Annotated in this window: 9 protein-coding genes; 4 read left to right on the forward strand and 5 right to left on the reverse strand. The window is 70.6% G+C overall.

Annotated features, from left to right (window positions below):
- Positions 1 to 46: 46 nt before the first annotated feature.
- From arfB to recC, 4 genes are read right to left on the reverse strand one after another with little or no spacing between them, the layout of a single operon-like run.
- Positions 47 to 451 (reverse strand): alternative ribosome rescue aminoacyl-tRNA hydrolase ArfB, encoded by a 405-nt coding sequence (gene arfB / locus HWX55_RS08920; RefSeq protein ID WP_050015102.1) that lies wholly within the window; start codon positions 449 to 451, stop codon positions 47 to 49.
- The gene (locus HWX55_RS08925; RefSeq protein ID WP_175975364.1) at positions 448 to 2,775 is read right to left on the reverse strand and encodes an AAA family ATPase; all 2,328 of its coding nucleotides are present in this window, start codon (positions 2,773 to 2,775) and stop codon (positions 448 to 450) included. Before HWX55_RS08925 ends, arfB begins: the two co-directional genes overlap by 4 nt.
- Positions 2,772 to 6,479: an exodeoxyribonuclease V subunit beta gene (gene recB, locus HWX55_RS08930; RefSeq protein ID WP_175975365.1), complete on the reverse strand. Its 3,708-nt coding sequence runs from the start codon at positions 6,477 to 6,479 to the stop codon at positions 2,772 to 2,774. The genes HWX55_RS08925 and recB overlap by 4 nt, the downstream gene beginning before the upstream one ends.
- Positions 6,476 to 9,814: an exodeoxyribonuclease V subunit gamma gene (recC, locus tag HWX55_RS08935; protein WP_175975366.1), complete on the reverse strand. Its 3,339-nt coding sequence runs from the start codon at positions 9,812 to 9,814 to the stop codon at positions 6,476 to 6,478. The genes recB and recC overlap by 4 nt, the downstream gene beginning before the upstream one ends.
- 181 nt (positions 9,815 to 9,995) lie before the next feature.
- On the opposite strand from recC, the gene HWX55_RS08940 reads away from it, so the two are divergent.
- Together HWX55_RS08940 and HWX55_RS08945 are read left to right on the forward strand one after the other, a co-directional pair.
- The gene (locus HWX55_RS08940; RefSeq protein WP_050015094.1) at positions 9,996 to 12,287 is read left to right on the forward strand and encodes an FUSC family membrane protein; all 2,292 of its coding nucleotides are present in this window, start codon (positions 9,996 to 9,998) and stop codon (positions 12,285 to 12,287) included.
- A 290-nt stretch (positions 12,288 to 12,577) separates the two neighbouring features.
- On the forward strand, positions 12,578 to 13,945 hold the full coding sequence (locus HWX55_RS08945) for an amino acid permease (protein ID WP_089488294.1): 1,368 nt from the start codon (positions 12,578 to 12,580) through the stop codon (positions 13,943 to 13,945).
- A gap of 146 nt (positions 13,946 to 14,091) precedes the next feature.
- Here the strand turns inward: HWX55_RS08945 and HWX55_RS08950 are convergent, their stop codons facing one another.
- Entirely contained in the window at positions 14,092 to 14,253 is a 162-nt protein-coding gene (locus HWX55_RS08950) for a hypothetical protein (protein WP_006476417.1), read from the reverse strand.
- 243 nt (positions 14,254 to 14,496) lie between these two features.
- On the opposite strand from HWX55_RS08950, the gene HWX55_RS08955 reads away from it, so the two are divergent.
- Together HWX55_RS08955 and HWX55_RS08960 are read left to right on the forward strand one after the other, a co-directional pair.
- Entirely contained in the window at positions 14,497 to 15,540 is a 1,044-nt protein-coding gene (locus HWX55_RS08955; RefSeq protein WP_175975367.1) for a Fe(3+) ABC transporter substrate-binding protein, read from the forward strand.
- A gap of 52 nt (positions 15,541 to 15,592) precedes the next feature.
- A complete protein-coding gene (locus tag HWX55_RS08960; protein ID WP_244140531.1) occupies positions 15,593 to 17,227 on the forward strand; it encodes an iron ABC transporter permease in 1,635 nt (544 codons plus the stop codon).
- The last annotated feature ends 3 nt before the right edge of the window (positions 17,228 to 17,230 follow it).

Below are 17,230 nucleotides of genomic sequence, written 5' to 3' on the forward strand. Positions count from 1 at the left end.
GGCGGACGGTCGCGTTCGCCTCCGACAAGCACCGCCCCTTCGTTCGTCAGTCGACCACCTTCCCGCGCCCCGACTTCACCACGCTGCGGCGCGACTTGTGCTCGAGCCGCCGCTCCTTCGACGCGCGCGTCGGCCGCGTGGCAACCCGCGCACGCGGCGTGTACGCGACGCTGCCGATCAGCGCATCGAGACGAGCGAGCGCGGCCTCGCGATTCTTCTCCTGCGTCCGATATTCCTGCGACTTGATCACGACGATACCGTCGCGCGTGATGCGCTGGTCGGACAGCGCGAGCAGCCGCTCCTTGAGGACCGGCGGCAGCGACGACGCGCGGATGTCGAAGCGCAGATGAATCGCGCTCGACACCTTGTTGACGTTCTGCCCGCCCGCGCCCTGCGCGCGCACGGCCGTCCATTCGACGTCGGCCGGATCGAGCGTGTAACGGATCATCATCGCGAAGCCTCCATGCGGCGCCGCGCGAGCGCCTCGTCGACGCGGGCAGCGAGCCCCGAATCGCGCTGCGTGCGCGTCGCGACCGCCTGCGCCAGCACGCGCCGCGGCCCGATCACCTGCACGCGCGTGCGCGCGCGCGTGACGGCCGTATAAACGAGCTCGCGCGTCAGCACCCGGCCGAACGACGCGGGCAGCACGAGCGCCGCTTCGTCGAATTCCGAGCCCTGCGACTTGTGCACCGTCAGCGCGAACGCCGTTTCGTGCGGCGGCAGCGCAGCCGGCGACACCGCGCGCGCGGTGCCGTCGGCGCGCCGGAACCACACGCGCAGCACGCCGTGCGCGTCGGGCAGCGCAATGCCGATGTCGCCGTTGAACAATCCCAGCGCATAGTCGTTGCGCGTGACCATGATCGGCCGCCCGCTGAACCAGTGCGCGCCGACCGCGAGCGGCACGCGCGCCGCATGCCGCACGTGCGCGGCCACCAGCGCGTTGACGTGTTCCGCGCCGCGCGAGCCGCTGCGGGTCGCGCACAGGATCCGGAACCGGTTGAGCGCGTCGAACAGCGGCAGCGGATCGGGCGCCAGCGCGGCCAGCGCGTCGCGCAATGCGTCGAGGTAGGCGCCGAAGCGCCGTGCGAGCCGCTCGACCGTCGACGACGCCAGCGTGTCGCCCGCATCGTCGTGAAACGATGCGGCTGCCGAGTCGTCGGCGGGCAGCGCATCGAGCGCCGCCTGCACGTCGCCGTGGCGGATCGCGAGCGACAGCCGCCCGATCGGCGAATCGAGCCCGAAGCGGTAATTGCGTTCGAGCCATACGACGCAGTCCGCGAGCGGCGCCGACGCCGGTGCGGGCGTGCCGGCGGACGCGGCAGCGGCTTCGCCGGTCAATGGCGATGCAGCCGCCGTCGCCACTGCCGATGCAAGTGCCGCGCCGTCTGCGTCGAACGGCGGTAGCTCGACGGCGTCGAGCCATGCGAGGTCGTTGGCCTCGATCCAGGCCGGCGCATTGCCGTCTGGTGCGCCGGCATCGGCCGGTGCCGACTCGGTGGGCTGTGGCGGCGCGATGTCGGCCGTCGACGACACTTCGTCATCCTGCGGTTCGTCGTCGAAGAGCGACGCCTGTCGCGCATCGACTTTCGACGACCGAGGCGCCGATCTGCGTGAAACGGGAGCAGACGCCGATGGCGACGCCGGAGCACGTGCGGAAGCAGGAACCGGATGCGCGGCCGAAACCGCCGCCGCCGGCGCAGCTTCGTCCGGCATCGGCAACGCCGCGACGAACGCCGCCTCGTCGATACCCAGCGCCTGCGCGATGCGCGTGCGCGCCGCGGCGGTGAACGCCGGCCGCGCGCTCAGCTCCGCGAACACGGCGCCGGCCTCGACCGCCGCCAGTTGATCCTTGTCGCCCAGCAACACGAGCCGCGCGCCCGGCGCGAGCGCGTCGAGCAGATGCGCGGCGAGCGCGACGTCGATCATCGACGCCTCGTCGACGACGATCAGATCGTACGGCAGCGGATTGTCGCGATGATGCCGGAAACCGGCCGCCCCGCCGCCGCCCAGCAGCCGATGCAGCGTGTACGACGTGTCGGGCAGGCGCGCCGCGAGCTCGGGCGGCAGATCGCCGGCCCGCGCGTGCAGCGCCTCCTGCATCCGCTGCGCGGCCTTGCCGGTCGGTGCGGCCAGCGCGATGCGCAGCCCCGGGTGCGCGTCGAGCAGACAGGCCAGCACGCCGACGACGGTCGTCGTCTTGCCCGTGCCCGGGCCGCCGCTGACGATCGTCACGCGGCCCGTCAGCGCGACGATCGCCGCGACGCGCTGCCAGTCGACTTCGCCGGTAGCCGGCCCGAAGTAACGGGCGAGACTGTCGCGCAAACGGTCGGGCGACAGGCCTTCGTCCGGCGCGGCGACACCGGCCTGCGCGACGAGCGCATCGGCGAGCCGCCGTTCGTAATCGAAATAGCGCGACAGGTACAGGTGATCGAGCCGATCGACGATCAGCGGCCGTTCGTCGCCGCGCGCGAGCGTGCCGAACGCGACCACGCCGCTCGCGGCGAGCGCGGCTCGCACTTCGTCGAGCGGTGCTTCGTAGCGCTGCGCGAGCGCGCCAAGCGCGACGCACACGTGGCCGCCGGCGGTCGCGCGGCTCGTCGCGAACGCGGCGCGCGCCGCCCAGCGCGCCGACGCGGACGGCGCACCGGCACGCCGCGCGAGGTCGCCGATGCGGCGCGCAAAGCCCTCCGCGAGCGCGATGCCGAAATCGGCCGGCTCGGGCAGCCGCGCGACGAGGCCGCCGGTGAATTCGAGCATGTCGTCGGACGCGGTCATGCGCGGCCCCCTTCCATCATCCGGTCGAGTGCGTCGACGAGTGCGCGGGCGGGCCGCCGCGCATGCACGCCGGCCGGCTCGCCGCCGCTGCGCCAGCCGGGCCGCACGCCGCGCACGAACAGGTACAGGTAACCCGCGATGTGCGTGTCGTAGTCGTAATCGGGCAGCCGGCCGCGCAGGTAGCGATGCAGCGCGACCGTATAGAGCAATGCCTGCAGGTGATACGCGTGATCGGCCATCGCGACGTCGAGCGCGCGCGGGCCATAGGCATCCGGCGTCGTGCCGAGGTGATTCGACTTCCAGTCGACGATCCAGAAACGGCCGTCGTGTTCGACGATCATGTCGATGAAACCCTTGATGAAACCGGCGAGCGTACCCGCCTCCAGTGCAACGTCCGGATAGCCGTGCGCGACCAGCAGCCGGCGCAGCGCCATCAGGTCGAGCGACGGCGCCGGAAACAGGAAGCCCATTTCGTCGAGCCGCTTCGCCGGATCGAGATCGACGAGCCGCATGCCCGGCACGAGCTCGGTGTGCACGACGTCGTCGACGAGCCGCACCATCATCGCCGGCAGGCGCGTCGCAAGCGCCGGCTCGGCCTCCACCGGCCGGTCGTGCAGCGCGCCGAGCGCGGCCTTGTGCCACGATTCGCGCTCCGTGAACCGGCTGAGCTCGAACAGGCGGTGCAGGCATTCGCCGGCCGCCGCGCCGCGCGGGAACACGAGGATGTCGTCGTCCGGCGGGTCGGCCGCGACCGTATCGGCCAGCGTCAATTCGCCGTCCGGCGTCACCGCGGCCAACGCGTCGTGATCGGGCCGCAGTTCGTCGTCGGGCACGGCCGCGACGCCCGCCTCCTCGCGCGCCATCGACGCGGTCAGCGAGCTGAAGCTCGCCATCCGCCACGCATCGCGCAGCACGCGCGTCGCATGGCGCGCCGCGAGCGTCTGCGACGCGTCGTGCCCGGCCGCGAGACGCTCGCGGCGCGCAGGCACCGGCAGCGGCGCGACGCTCACCGGGCCGCCCGCCAGCGCGCGCCACGCCGCATCGAGCGCGGCTTCGTCGGGCGGCTCGTCGAGCCACGCATCGAACGCAAGGCCGGCGCCCGCGACGAGCCAGTTGAGCACGCTGCGCCGCGCTTCGCGCGTCGAGCGCGACGACAGGTAGGGGCCGGCCACGACATAGCAGCGATAGACCGCGCGCGTAAGCGCCACATAGACGAGCCGCGCGCGCTCCGCGGCCTGCTCGCGCAACACCTGCCGCGCCGCGTGCGCGGCCGCTTCGTCGTCGCATCCGTAATGCAGCACCGCATCGCCCGCATCGTCGTGATACTCGCGCGCATCGGGCAGCGCGGACGACGGCGGCTCGCGCAGCCCGCCGTCGTTGAGGAACGGACAGAACACGACCGCGTATTCGAGCCCCTTCGACTTGTGCACCGTGACGATCTGCACGAGGTTGCGGTCGGATTCGAGCCGCAGTTGCGCTTCCTCGCCGCCGCCGTCGAGCCGTTGCGCGGCGAGCCAGCGCAGCGTCGGCGCGATGCCCGGCTGCGCGGATGCGCGCGCCTGCGTCAACTCGGCCAGATGGTTGATGTCGGTCACGCGGCGCTCGCCGTCCGCACCGGCCATCAGCCGCTCGGCGATTCGCAGCTCGCGCGTGAACGTGCGCCACATCACCGCGAAGCCGCGTTCGCGCCACAGCAGCCGATACCGCGAGAAGCGCTCGACCCAGCTCATCGCGTCGGCGCTGTCGACCGCCGACGCGCCGGATGGCGCATCGCCGTCGCCCTGCTCCATGCGCCAGAGCGCGCCGGCATCGAGCCCGAACCAGTCGGACGCGAGCGCCGCGCGCAGACGCCGCAGGTCGCCCGGTGCATCGATCGCCGCCAGCACGCGTTCGAGCTGCTCGGCGTCGCCGGTCGAGAACACCGACGCCTGCGCGAGCTCGACGCTGCTGATGCCCCACGTCGCGAGCACGCGCTTCACGAGACTGCCCTGCCGGTGCGTCTGCACGAGCACCGCGATGTCGCCCGGCGACAACGGCGTGTCGCCCAATCGCACGCGCCCTTCACGCGCGCCGCGCATCAGCCGCGCGATCTCGGCCGCGCAAGCCTGGGCAGCCTGCGCTTGCGCATCGCGCTTGAGCAGCGTGCCCTCGCCGCCCGGCAGCGCCCACACGCGAAAATCGCCGGCCGGACCCGGATCGGTTTCGTCGACGAACGGCGCACGCACGCGCGTGCCGGCGCGCACCGCGTAATAGTCGAGCCCGTCGAGCACGAACGCGCGCGGATTCGACATGAAGAAACGGTTGCATGCGTCGACGATCGCGGGCGTCGAGCGCTGGTTCACCGCGAGCGTGTAGCACGCGCTCGCCCGTGCGCGCGCCGCGAGATAGGTATGCAGATCGGCCGCGCGGAAACTGTAGATCGCCTGCTTCGGATCGCCGACGAGGAACAGCGGGCCGCCCGGCGCGAAGATCCGGTCGAAGATCGCGAACTGCAGCGGATCGGTATCCTGGAACTCGTCGATCAACGCGGCCGGATAGCGTGCGCGCAGCGTCTCGGCGAGCCACGGATGCGCATGCAGCGCGTGATACAGGTTCGCGAGCAGATCGTCGAACGACACGACTCGCCGCGTGCGCTTGCGCTCGGCCAGCGCGCCGGGCGCCATGTCGAGCCATTCGGCGATCAGCGCGAGCCAGCGCGCGCGCTGCGCGGCCTCGGCGGCGGCCACCGCCGCTTCGAGCGCGTCGGCCACGTCGAAGAACGCGTGGGCGGGCGTCGCACCGCCTTTTTTCGTCGCCTTCGTCAGCGCGGTTTGCGTGAGCTTCAGCGCGGCTTTCGGCAGCGCGGCCGTCGCGTCGCCCTGCTCGAAATGCACGGCCCACGCGGCGAGCGCATCGGCGAGCGCATCGGGCTTGTGCGAGCGCTGATTGAGCGCCGGCTGCGCGGCGCGCAGCAATGCATCGATCGCGTCGCGCTCGGCCGCCCACATCCGCGCGGCCTCGGCGAAACATTCGGCCGCCGCCGCTTCGGCCGATTCGTCCGGCTCGGTCACGCCGTCCCAGCGCAGCGCGGCGAGCGGCTTCTTCAGCCGGCGTGCGAGCTGCGCATCGAGCGCGGCCGGGCCGGCGCCCGATTCGACGAGCCACGTTGCGAAGCCCGGCCAGCGCGCGGCCGCCGGTTCGACGCGCGTGCGCCAGAAATCCGCCGCGAGTTCGAAGCGCAGCGACGCATCGTCGGCCTCCATGTCGAACGCGAACGGCATCGCCGCCGCGAACGGCGCTTCCTGCAGCGCGCGCTGGCAGAACGCGTGGATCGTATGGATCGCGGCCTGGTCGAACGCGCGCAGCGCGCGGCGGATCCGCTTCACGGCCGTCTCGGCGTCGAGCGCGCCGCCGTCGCCGAGCGTCGTCTCCAGCAGGCGAGCGATGAACGGATCGCCGCCGTCGTCGCCCGTGTCGAGCGCATGCGCAAGCTGCGCGAGCCGGCTGCGAATCCGCTCGTGCAGCTCGGCCGTCGCCGCCTTCGTGAAGGTCACGACGAGGATTTCGTCCGCGCCGAGATCCTTTTCGAGCAGCAGGCGCACGTACAGCGCGCAGATGTTCCAGGTCTTGCCGGTGCCGGCCGACGCCTCGATCTGGTTGACGCCGTCGAGCGGGCACGCGAACACGTCGAGTTCGAGCGCCGGCTGCTGCGACACGGCACTCATGCGACCTCCTTCAGATGCTCGACGAGCGGTTCGAACACGAGCCGCGCAAGCGTGCCGAACGGCTCGTCGAGCGACGGATGCGCACCGCGCCACGCGATCGCGATGGCCGGATCGTCGGCTTCGCTCACGACCCGCTCGTTGATCCACACGCTCGCGGCCTTCGCCTCGCCGTCGGATACCCTCGCCCACGCACTGCGCGGGAAAAACTGCAGCGGCATGCGCCGCCCCGCGCGAAACAGCGCGGCCAGCGGCGCGAGCCGTTCGAGCGGCGCCGCGACAGGCGTCAACTCGAACGCGCCGCCGCTGCCGAACCACAGCGTGCGGCGCGGGCCGCCGGGCTCGATCGCACAGTAGACGAGATGCGCGAGCCACGCGGACAGATAGTCGCGCGCGCTCGGCCGTGCATAGCGATAGATGACCTGCCCGGCCGGCGTCAGCCGGTTCAGCGTGCCGTGCAACTCGAGCGGCGCGCTCACCGCATCGGCCGACAGCATCGCGTCGTCGGCGCCGAACAGCGCCTGCTCGGTGTCCGGCCACTTCGGCACGACGGTGAGCGAGAACGGCCGCCGCTCGATGCCGTCGGCCAGCGCTCGGCGTACGTTCGACGCAAGCTGCGTCATCGAACCGAGCGCCTGGTCGCGCCACACCGCGCCCGTCGCGCCGCCGGGCAACTCCGGGCTCGCGTCCGCGATGCGCAGCGCGCGATCGTGCACGCCGCCGTCGCCCGCTTCGATCAGCAGCGGCAGCACGCGCTCGGCGAGCGCGTCGCTGCCGGCAAAGTCCAGCGCGAACGGCTCGGTATCGAGCAGTTCGGCCTGCGCGTCGGCCAGCACGATGCCGAGCCGGCCGCGCAGCAACGCACGCGCCGGATGCCGCCAGAAGCGCTCGAATTCGCTGAACGCGACGGGCTCGACCGGCTCGGCCGGCAGCGGCTGCGCGAAGAACGGCTGCTCGCGCGGCCCATTGCGCGACGCTTCGGCAGCCAGCAGCGACGCGAGCGTCGCCCGCTCGGCGTCGTACGAAACGAGGTCGCTGCCCGGCTGGAAATACGCGGCCGCGAACGGCTGCAGCGGATGCTCGACAATGAACGCGCGGCGCGCGGCGTCGACCGCGTCCGGTGCGGCGCCGGGCCCGGCCGTGACGTCCGCCAGATGATCGAGCAGTTCGTCGACGAGCGCCGCGGGCGGCAACGGCGCATTGTCGCGAATGCTGCGGCCCGTGTAGGCGATCAGCAACCGGTCGCGTGCGGCCAGCAGCAAATCGAGAAACAGATTGCGCTCGTCGTCGCGGCGCTGCCGGTCGCCCAGCTTCGGCAGCACGGCCATCAGGTCGAATTCGTCCGCGCGCGCGAGGCTCGGCAGCACGCCGTCGTCCATCCCGAGCAGGCAGACGACGCGATACGGCAGCCCGCGCAGGCTCGTCAGCGACGAGAACGTGACGCCGCCCCACGGCACGCCGCCGCGGGCCGGATCGTCGAGCGCCGCCGCGAGCCCCGCGCGGACGACGGCCGCCGGCAGCGCCTCGTCGGGCGCCCCCTCCGTCATCGCGGCCAGCATCGCATCGAGCGCATCGCGCACGCCGGCCAGCGCGTCGGCATACGCGGCGCCCGAATCGAAGAAGCGCGCGAGCGTGTCGCCAAACAGTTCGCTCCAGCCGCGCGGCGTGTGCGATTCCGCGAGCCGCCGCGCGAAGCCGTCGAGATCGTCGGTGAAGCGCGCGAGCCGGCCGAGCAGTTCGGCCTCGCTGCCGGTGGCCGCCTCGATCGGCAGCCATGCACCGATCGGCGCCGCGCCTTCGGGCATCGCATAGCCGAGAAAGAGCCGCGCGAGCGCATCGGAGAACGTATGGCGCGGCGCGGGCACGGCCGCGTCGTCGCTCGCGAGCGGCGACAGCCCGCGCCGCGCGCCGGCGGCCGCGAGCCAGGTCTGCACCGTTTCGAGCGCGGCCGCGTCGATGTCGTAGCGCGCGGCCACCGCATCCACGCGCAGCCATTCGACCAGCTCCGGCGCGCCGACCTGCCGCTCCGGCAACGCGAGCCAGTCGAGCAGCACGCGCGCAACCGGGTTCGCCTGCGACGGCGGCAGGCCGGTGATCCGGTAAGGCACCCGCGCGCCGCCGGCGCCGGCCGTGCCGAACACCGCGTCGATCAGCGGCCCGGCCGCGGCGAGATCGGCCACCGCGACGAGCACGTCGGACGGCTGCAGGCTCGCATCGGCGTCGAACCACGCGAGCAGCCGGTCGTGCAGCACCTCGAGCTGGCGCGCGAGGCTGTGGCACACGTGCACCTCGATTCCGCGCTCGACCGGCGTGTCGCCGATTTCGGCTTCCGGCTGCAGCTCGAGGATCGCGTTCTGCACGCGCGCGAGCCAGGTGGGCGCGGGATTCTCGACGAAACGCGACGCATCGCCCGACGCGGCGCTTTCGGTCAGCTCATGCAGCATGTGCAATTGCGCCTGCGTCTGCCTGCCCCATTCGGCGAGCAGCGGATGGCCGACTTCCTGGTAGTCGCGCCGCCCGGCCGCATCGAGCGCCTCGGCGTGCGCGGCGGTCACGATGTCGAACCAGAATTCGCGGCACGGGTTCAGCGCGTAGACGCGCACGTCGATCCAGCGCGACAGTTCGCGCAGCAGCGCGACGTGCAGCGGCGGCATCGTCGGCAGCGCGAACACGCTGACCGATTCGGGCCAGTCGGCGCGTGCGACCGCCTCGGCATCGAGATGGCGCGCGTCGACGAGGAAACGGTGCGCAGGCGGCGTACCGCTGTCGCTCAGCTCGGCCAGCAGCGCACGCCACAGCGCGGCCTGCCAGCGTTCGTCGTCGCGCGCGGCGTCGCTGATCCCGCGCGGCGCGCCGTCGCCCGCGAGCACCGATTCGCCGGCCTGCCACGCGGCCAGCCATTCGGGGCGATAGGTCAGGTAGTGATCGAGCACGGCCGCGACGCGATGGGCCAGTTCGTAGCGCATCGCGTCGTCGGAGGCCGACAGATACGCGGCCAGCCGCGGCGACGCGAGCCACGGCGCGTCGCCTGCCGGCTGCGCGAACAGCCGGTAGCAGCGCCACACGAGCCGGTCGGGCGCGAACGGCGAACGCGCGGGCACCGTCAGCACGCGGCCGATCTGCGCCCACAGCCACTGCGCGAGATAAGTGAACTCGACGTTCGCGCACACGCCATTGCGCGCGGCGATGTCGAGCTCGAGGCGGCGGCGCAGCGCCGCGCTCGGCACGATGACCTGTTGCGGCGCCCACGGGCCGTTGCGGGCCGGGAACGCGGCCAGATCCTCGAGCAGCGCGTCGGCCAGCGTTTCGTGACGGTTCGAATAGAAAAGATGGAGCATGAAGCGGGCGTCGGAACCTCGCACCGGCGGGGCCGGGCGAACAGGATCACCAAGGATAGCAAATGGGCCGCCGCCGCGAACCTCGGCCGGAAAGCCAGCTTTTACGAGACGCGAAATACGATAGACTCGTCGCCAGTCAATACGCCGCCCCGGGCGTCTTCGTCTGTCATTCAGCTCATCGATGCGCTATTCGGTCGAAATCAGAAAGTTTTTCTACAGCCAGTACTTTTTCGGCGGCCTGCGGATCGCGGTCGGCGTGTCGCTGCCGGCCGTGTTGTGCCTGATCGTGTTTCACAACCGGGAGCTCGGCTTCACGATCTCGACGGGCGCGCTCGGCGCGTGCGTCGTCGACATGCCGGGCCCGCTCAAGTACAAGCACAACGAAATGCTCGCGTGCAGCGTGATCGGCTTCCTCGCCGCGCTCGCCACCGGCCTCGCGACCCCGAACATCTTCGCGCTGTGGCTCACGATCGTGCCGCTCACGTTCGTGCTGTCGCTGATCGTCGTCTACGGCAACCGCTGGCCGCAGATCAGCTTCGCGACGCTGTTCATGATGGTGATGACGCTCGAGGAGAAATTCACGCCGCTGCAGGCGTTCGTCAACGCCGGCTGGATTCTCGCGGGCGGCCTCTGGTACACGTACTGGGCCACGCTCGTGTCGCAATGGCAGGCGCGTCGGATCGAGCAGCAGGCGCTGGCCGAAAGCCTGTTCGCCTGTGCCGACTACCTGCTCGCGCGCGCGCAGTTCTACGATCTCGACGCCGATCTCGACGAGTGCTACCGCAATCTCGTCGCGAAGCAGATCACCGCGGTCGAAACGCAGGAAACCGCGCGCGACATCGTGCTGCGCAACCTGCCGAAGCTGCGGCGCGGCAAGCTCGATCCCGGCCGCACGACGATGTACAACCTGTTCATCAACAGCGTCGACCTGCACGAGCTGTTCGTCGGCGCGCACACCGATTATCCGCTCGTGCGCAACACGTTCGGCGGAACGGACCTGATCATTTTCTATCGCGACCTGATCCGCAAGGCCGCCGCCGATCTCGAGGAGGTCGGCCTCGCGGTGCTCGAAAACCGCGCGCCGCATTCGCACATCAGCGTGAAGGCCGAACTGCGCGCGATCGAGTACGAGATCGAGCTGATGCGCAAGAAGAACTTCGCGGCCACCAACCCGGAAGCGTATGCGGCCGTGCTCGCGACGTTCCGGCGCATCTGGAGCGCGACGCGCCTGATCGACCGGATGCGCCGCAACCTGTCGGGCCGTGCCGATCCGCAGCAAACCGAACTGAAGATCGACAAGGCGCTCACGCGCTTCCTGCAGCGCCGCCGCATGTCGCCGCTGCTGATCTTCTCGAACCTGAACATGCGCTCGCCGAGCTTTCGCCATGCGCTGCGCGTGACGATCGCCGTCGCGGTCGGCTTCTGGATCGGCCGGCTGCTGCCGCTCACGAACGCGTACTGGATCGTGATGACGACCATCATCATCCTGAAGCCCGGCTACTCGCTGACCAAGCAGCGCAACGCGGCGCGTATCGTCGGCACGCTGATCGGCTGCGCGGCGAGCGTCGCGCTGATCTACACGGTCAAGGATACGCACCTGCTGATCGCGATCATGTTCGGGTCGATGGTGATGAGCTACAGCCTGCTGCTGTTCAACTATGCGGCGAGCGTCGTGTTCACGTCGTCGTACGTGCTGCTGATGTTCCACCTGCTCGCGCCGGGCAGCATGCGGATCATCGGCGAGCGCGCGATCGACACGGTGGTCGGCTGCATGATCGCGATCGCCGCGAGCCGGCTGTTCCCGTACTGGGAATACCGGCTGATGGGCAAGCTCGTCACCGACATGCTGACGTCCACCCGCAAGTATTTCGAGGCCGTATGGCGCGCCGGGCGCGGCATGTCGCCGCCGCCGGTGCCGACCGCCGACGGCGCTGCCGTCGTCGCGGGCGTCGCGGCCGCGATCGAGTCGCCGACGGCCAGCCTCGAGGACGACTACCGCTACCGCCTCGCCCGCAAGGACGTGCACATCGCGTTCGCGAACCTCGGGCAGGCGTTCCAGCGGATGATGATCGAGCCGAAGGCGCACCAGCGCTTCGTGCCCGAACTGAACGACCTGCTCGTGCAGACGCACGTGCTCGGCGCGCAGATCACGGCCGCCGCGCCGCTGATCCGCAGCGCATGCGCGGCCGATGGCGGCCTCGTTCACGACGACGCGCTGCAGCGCGGCCTCGCCGCCGTGCTCGACAATCTCGAGAAGGCCGAGGCCGGCGAGCCGCCGCCCGCCGACCAGCTCGAAGCGTCGAAGCAGATCACGCGCGATCTCGATGCGATGGTCGTGTCCGCGGAAAAATCCGATGCGGTCGGCGCCGAGCTCACGCACGACCTGAAGGTGCTCGCGCACCAGTGCAAGCAGATGCTCGCGTCGTCGCTGCTGATCCGCAAGGATGCGAGCGTGATCCGCCTGCCTGCCTGACCTCCGTATGTCCACGCCGGCAGGCCGGCCCGCGCACGCCGCGGATCGGCCTGCCGGCACGCCTCGATTCAACGATCCCCGAAGAAGCATGCCCCAGCCGCTCCACGCGGCCCGCGGCGCGCGACCGCCGCACGCCCCGTTCCGCTCGCCGCACTAGTCAGGGAATACCCGATTCCGGTCACCGGGTCCGGCTTGTTATCATTCGTTCACATTCAAGTTGTATAGACAACTTGACGCAGTCGAACCGGCCCCGCTCGCCAGGTTCGTCGCATAACGATATCGGAGACTCCATGAAAAACTTGCAGCGCCACCTGAGCGCGCGGCACATCCGCTTTCTCGCGCTGGGCTCGGCGATCGGCACGGGCCTGTTCTACGGTTCGGCGTCCGCGATCCAGCTCGCGGGCCCGGCCGTGATCCTCGCGTACATCCTGGGCGGCGCGGCCGTCTACATGGTGATGCGCGCGCTCGGCGAGATGGCCGTGCGCGAACCCGTCGCCGGCTCGTTCGGCCACTACGCGACCGAGAACCTCGGCCCGTTCGCGGGCTTTGTCACCGGCTGGACCTACACGCTCGAAATGGTGATCGTCGCGATCGCCGACATCACCGCATTCGGCATCTACATGGGTTTCTGGTTTCCGGACGTGCCGCAATGGATCTGGGTGCTCGGCGTCGTCGCGGTCATCTGCGGGCTGAATCTGTGCCACGTGAAGGTGTTCGGCGAGCTCGAATTCTGGCTGTCGATCATCAAGGTCGGCGCGATCGTCGCGATGATCGGCGGCGGCGTCGCGATCCTGCTGACCGGCATGCACTTCGGCCATTCGGCCGACGTGCCGACCTTTGCCAACCTGTGGAACCATGGCGGCTTCTTCCCGAACGGCGTCGGCGGCCTGATCGCGTCGCTGTCGGTCGTGATCTTCGCGTACGGCGGGATCGAGGTGATCGGGATGAGCGCCGGCGAGGCGAAGGACCCGGAGCGCGTGATTCCGCGCGCGATCAACGCGGTGCCCGCGCGGATCCTGCTGTTCTACGTGCTGACGATGGTCGTGCTGATGTCGATCAGCCCGTGGACCGGCGTCGGCAGCGACGGCAGCCCGTTCGTGCAGATCTTCTCGGCGCTCGGCGTGAAGTCGGCCGCGACGATCCTGAATCTCGTCGTGATCAGCGCGGCGATCTCGGCGATCAACAGCGACATCTTCGGTGCGGGCCGGATGATGTTCGGGATGGCGCGGCAAGGCCAGGCGCCGCGCGTGCTGACGACGACGTCGCGCCACGGCGTGCCGTGGGTCACGGTGCTCGTGATGGCCGGCGCGCTGCTGGTCGGCGTGCTGCTTAACTACCTGATGCCGAAGGACGTGTTCCTGGTGGTCGCCGCGATCGCGACGTTCGCGACCGTGTGGGTCTGGCTGATGATCCTGCTGTCGCAGGTGGCGATGCGTCGCCGGCTGTCGAACGCCGAAGTCGCCGCGCTGAAGTTCAAGGTGCCGCTGTGGCCGGTCGCGCCGGCGCTGACGATCGCCTTCATGGGCTTCGTGATCGTGATGCTCGGCTGGTTCGACGATACGCGCGTCGCGCTCTACGTGGGCGCGGCGTGGCTCGCGCTGCTCGCGGCCGTGTTCTACGCACGGATCCGCCCGAAATTCGCCGCCGCGTCACGTTGACGCACGGCTGAGCTGCCGATGCGGCGCGCCGGTTCCGGCGCGTCTTCTGCCGTCCCGGTTCCGCGCGGCGCCCGTCGCGCCGGCAACCGCGGATCGACTCCGTTCGCATGCCCCGCACGCGACCCGCCGGGCCGCGCACCGGCGCATCAGTGCGACGCCGCGCTCGCGGCCTCGGCCGGATGGGCCTCGTCGTACGCGTGCTTCTGCGAAATCGCGTTGTACAGGATCGTCCCGATCACGAGCAGCACGGCCACGACGATCAGGATGCTCACGTTGCGGACAGGGTTCTTCTTGCGCTGATCGTTCATGGTCGGTGCCGCTCCGTCAAATTCGTCGAAGCGGGCATTCTACGCGCTTGGCGCCGCGCTGCGCCGCCCCGTTCGCCGGTCCCCGCCGCCGGCCGCTCTCCGGCTTTCCGCAAGCTTTCGTTTGTTAATCATTCCCATTTCGATTTAGAATCCAGCGTCTTTCATTTTGTAATGTTTCGGGTCGCGCGGGCGGCAGGCGCGCCGCGGAACGCTCCCTCGTCCACCTGCCGCACCGGAGTCTCCATGTCGAATCCGCGCACCCGCCTGCTGCCGCTCGCCGGCGCCCTCGCCCTGACCGCGGCCGCCTTCGCGCCGCTTGCCCACGCGGCCGAGGAAGTGAGCCTGTACACCACCCGCGAGCCGAAGCTGATCCAGCCGCTCATCGACGCGTTCACGAAGCAGAGCGGCGTCAAGGTCAACACGGTGTTCGTGAAGGACGGCCTGCTCGAGCGCGTGAAGGCGGAAGGCGCGCAGTCGCCGGCCGACGTGCTGATGACGGTCGACGTCGGCAACCTGCTCGACCTCGTCGACGGCGGCGTCACGCAACCGGTGCGCTCGAAGGCGCTCGACGACGCGATTCCCGCGAACCTGCGCGGCGCGAACGGCGACTGGTACGCGCTGTCGCTGCGCGACCGCGTGCTGTACGTCGAAAAGGACCTGAAGATCGATGCGTTCCGCTACGAGGATCTCGCCGATCCGAAATGGAAGGGCAAGGTCTGCATCCGCTCGGGCCAGCATCCGTACAACACCGCGCTCGTCGCGGCGATGATCGCGCACGACGGCGAGGCCGCGACCGAGACATGGCTGCGCGCCGTGAAGGCCAACCTCGCGCGCAAAGCGACCGGCGGCGACCGCGACGTCGCGCGCGACATCCTCGGCGGCATCTGCGACGTCGGCCTCGCGAACGCTTACTACGTCGGCCATATGAAGAATGCGGAAGCCGGCAGCGATGCGCGCAAATGGGGCGATGCGATCAAGGTCGTGCGCCCGACGTTCGCGAATGCGAAGAGCGGCGGCACGCACGTGAACATCAGCGGCGCGACGGTGGCGAAGCACGCGCCGCACAAGGCCAATGCGGTGAAGCTGCTCGAATACCTGGTGTCGCCGGAGGCGCAGGCGCTGTATGCGCAGGCGAACTACGAATATCCGGTGCGCGCGAACGTGAAGCTCGACCCGGTGATCGCGAGCTTCGGCACGCTGAAGGTCGACCCGTTGCCGCTCGCGGATATCGCGAAGCATCGCAAGCAGGCGAGCCAGCTCGTCGACAAGGTCGGCTTTGACAACTGACGCGTCGCCTGCTGCCCGCGCCTGCCGCGAGCCGCGCGTTCCGCGACCGCGCGTGCGGCCGCGCGCGGGCAGCCTGTGGCTGCTCGCGGCGCTGACGATCGCCGCGGCGGTCGCGGCGCCGCTCGCGGTGCTCGTGGCCGCCGCGTTCGACGCCGATCTCGCGCACTGGCGGCATCTCGCCGAATTCGTGCTGCCGCAGGCGCTCGTCAATACGCTGCTGCTGCTCGCCGGGGTCGGCACCATCGTGTCGATCGTCGGCACCGGCTGCGCATGGCTCGTCACCGCGTACGATTTTCCCGGCCGCCGGATCCTGACCTGGGCGCTGCTGCTGCCGCTCGCGGTCCCCACCTACATCGTCGCGTTCGCGTATCTCGACCTGCTGCATCCGATCGGCCCGGTGCAGGGCGCGATCCGCTGGCTGCTCGGCTTCGACAGCCCGCGCCAGTTCCGCCTGCCCGACCTGCGCTCGCTGCCCGGCGCGATCTTCGTGCTCGGCTTCGTGCTGTATCCGTACGTCTATCTGAGCGCGCGCGCGATGTTCGTCACGCAATCCGCAAGCCTGCTCGAAGCCGCGCGCACGCTCGGCGCCGGCCGCGTCGCGACGTTCTGGCGCGTCGTCGTGCCGCTCGCCCGGCCGGCAATCGCGGTCGGCGTAAGCCTCGCGCTGCTCGAAACGCTGAACGATATCGGCGCGTCGGAGTTCCTCGGCGTGCAGACGCTGACCGTGTCCGTCTATACGACGTGGATCACGCGCTCCGATCTCGCCGGCGCCGCGCAGATCGCACTCGCGATGCTCGCGATCGTCGTCGGCATGATCGCGCTCGAACGTTACGGGCGCCGCCGCCAGCGCTACGCGCACGGCCGGCGCATGCGTCCGATCGCGCCGCGCCGCCTGACCGGCCCGGCCGCGCTGGGCGCCGCGGTGCTTGGCTGGCTGCCCGTCCTGCTCGGCTTCGGCGCGCCGGCCGCGTACCTCGCGGTCGAAACGGCCAAGCGGCTGCACGTCGTCGGTGGCGTGTCCGCGCAACTGATGACGGGGCTCGCGAACACACTGACGATCGCGACCGCCGCTACCGCCGCGACGCTCGCGTGCGGGCTCGTCGTCGCGTGGGCCGCGCGCGCGCAACGCGACAGCGCCCGCGCGGGCCCTGCCCGCCTGTGCGCGCGGATCGCGAGCCTCGGCTACGCGGTGCCGGGCACCGTGCTCGCGATCGGCCTGCTGATGCCGTTCGCGGCGGCCGACCGGCTGTTCGGCGCGGCGCTCGGCCGCGACGGGCTGCTGCTGATGGGCTCGGCCACCGCGCTCGCGATCGCCTATACGGTGCGCTTTCTCGCGATCCCGGCCGGCGGCATCGAGGCCGGCCTCGCGCGCATTCCACCGTCGCTCGAACAGGCCGCGCGCTCGCTCGGCGAGACGGCCGGCGGCACGCTGCGCCGCGTCCACCTGCCGCTGTTGCGGCCCGCGCTCACGACGAGCGCGCTGCTGGTGTTCGTCGACGCGATGAAGGAATTGCCGGCCACGCTGCTGCTGCGCCCGCTGAACTTCGACACGCTCGCGACCTGGCTGTATGCGGAAGCCGCGCGCGGCACCTATGAAGAAGGCGCGGTCGCCGCGCTCGCGATCGTGCTGGCCGGGCTCGTGCCCGTGATCCTGCTCGCCCGCACCCGCCACAAGATCGGAGCCTGACAC

This window comes from Burkholderia sp. BCC1047, from assembly GCF_902833155.1.
Lineage (GTDB): Bacteria > Pseudomonadota > Gammaproteobacteria > Burkholderiales > Burkholderiaceae > Burkholderia > Burkholderia sola.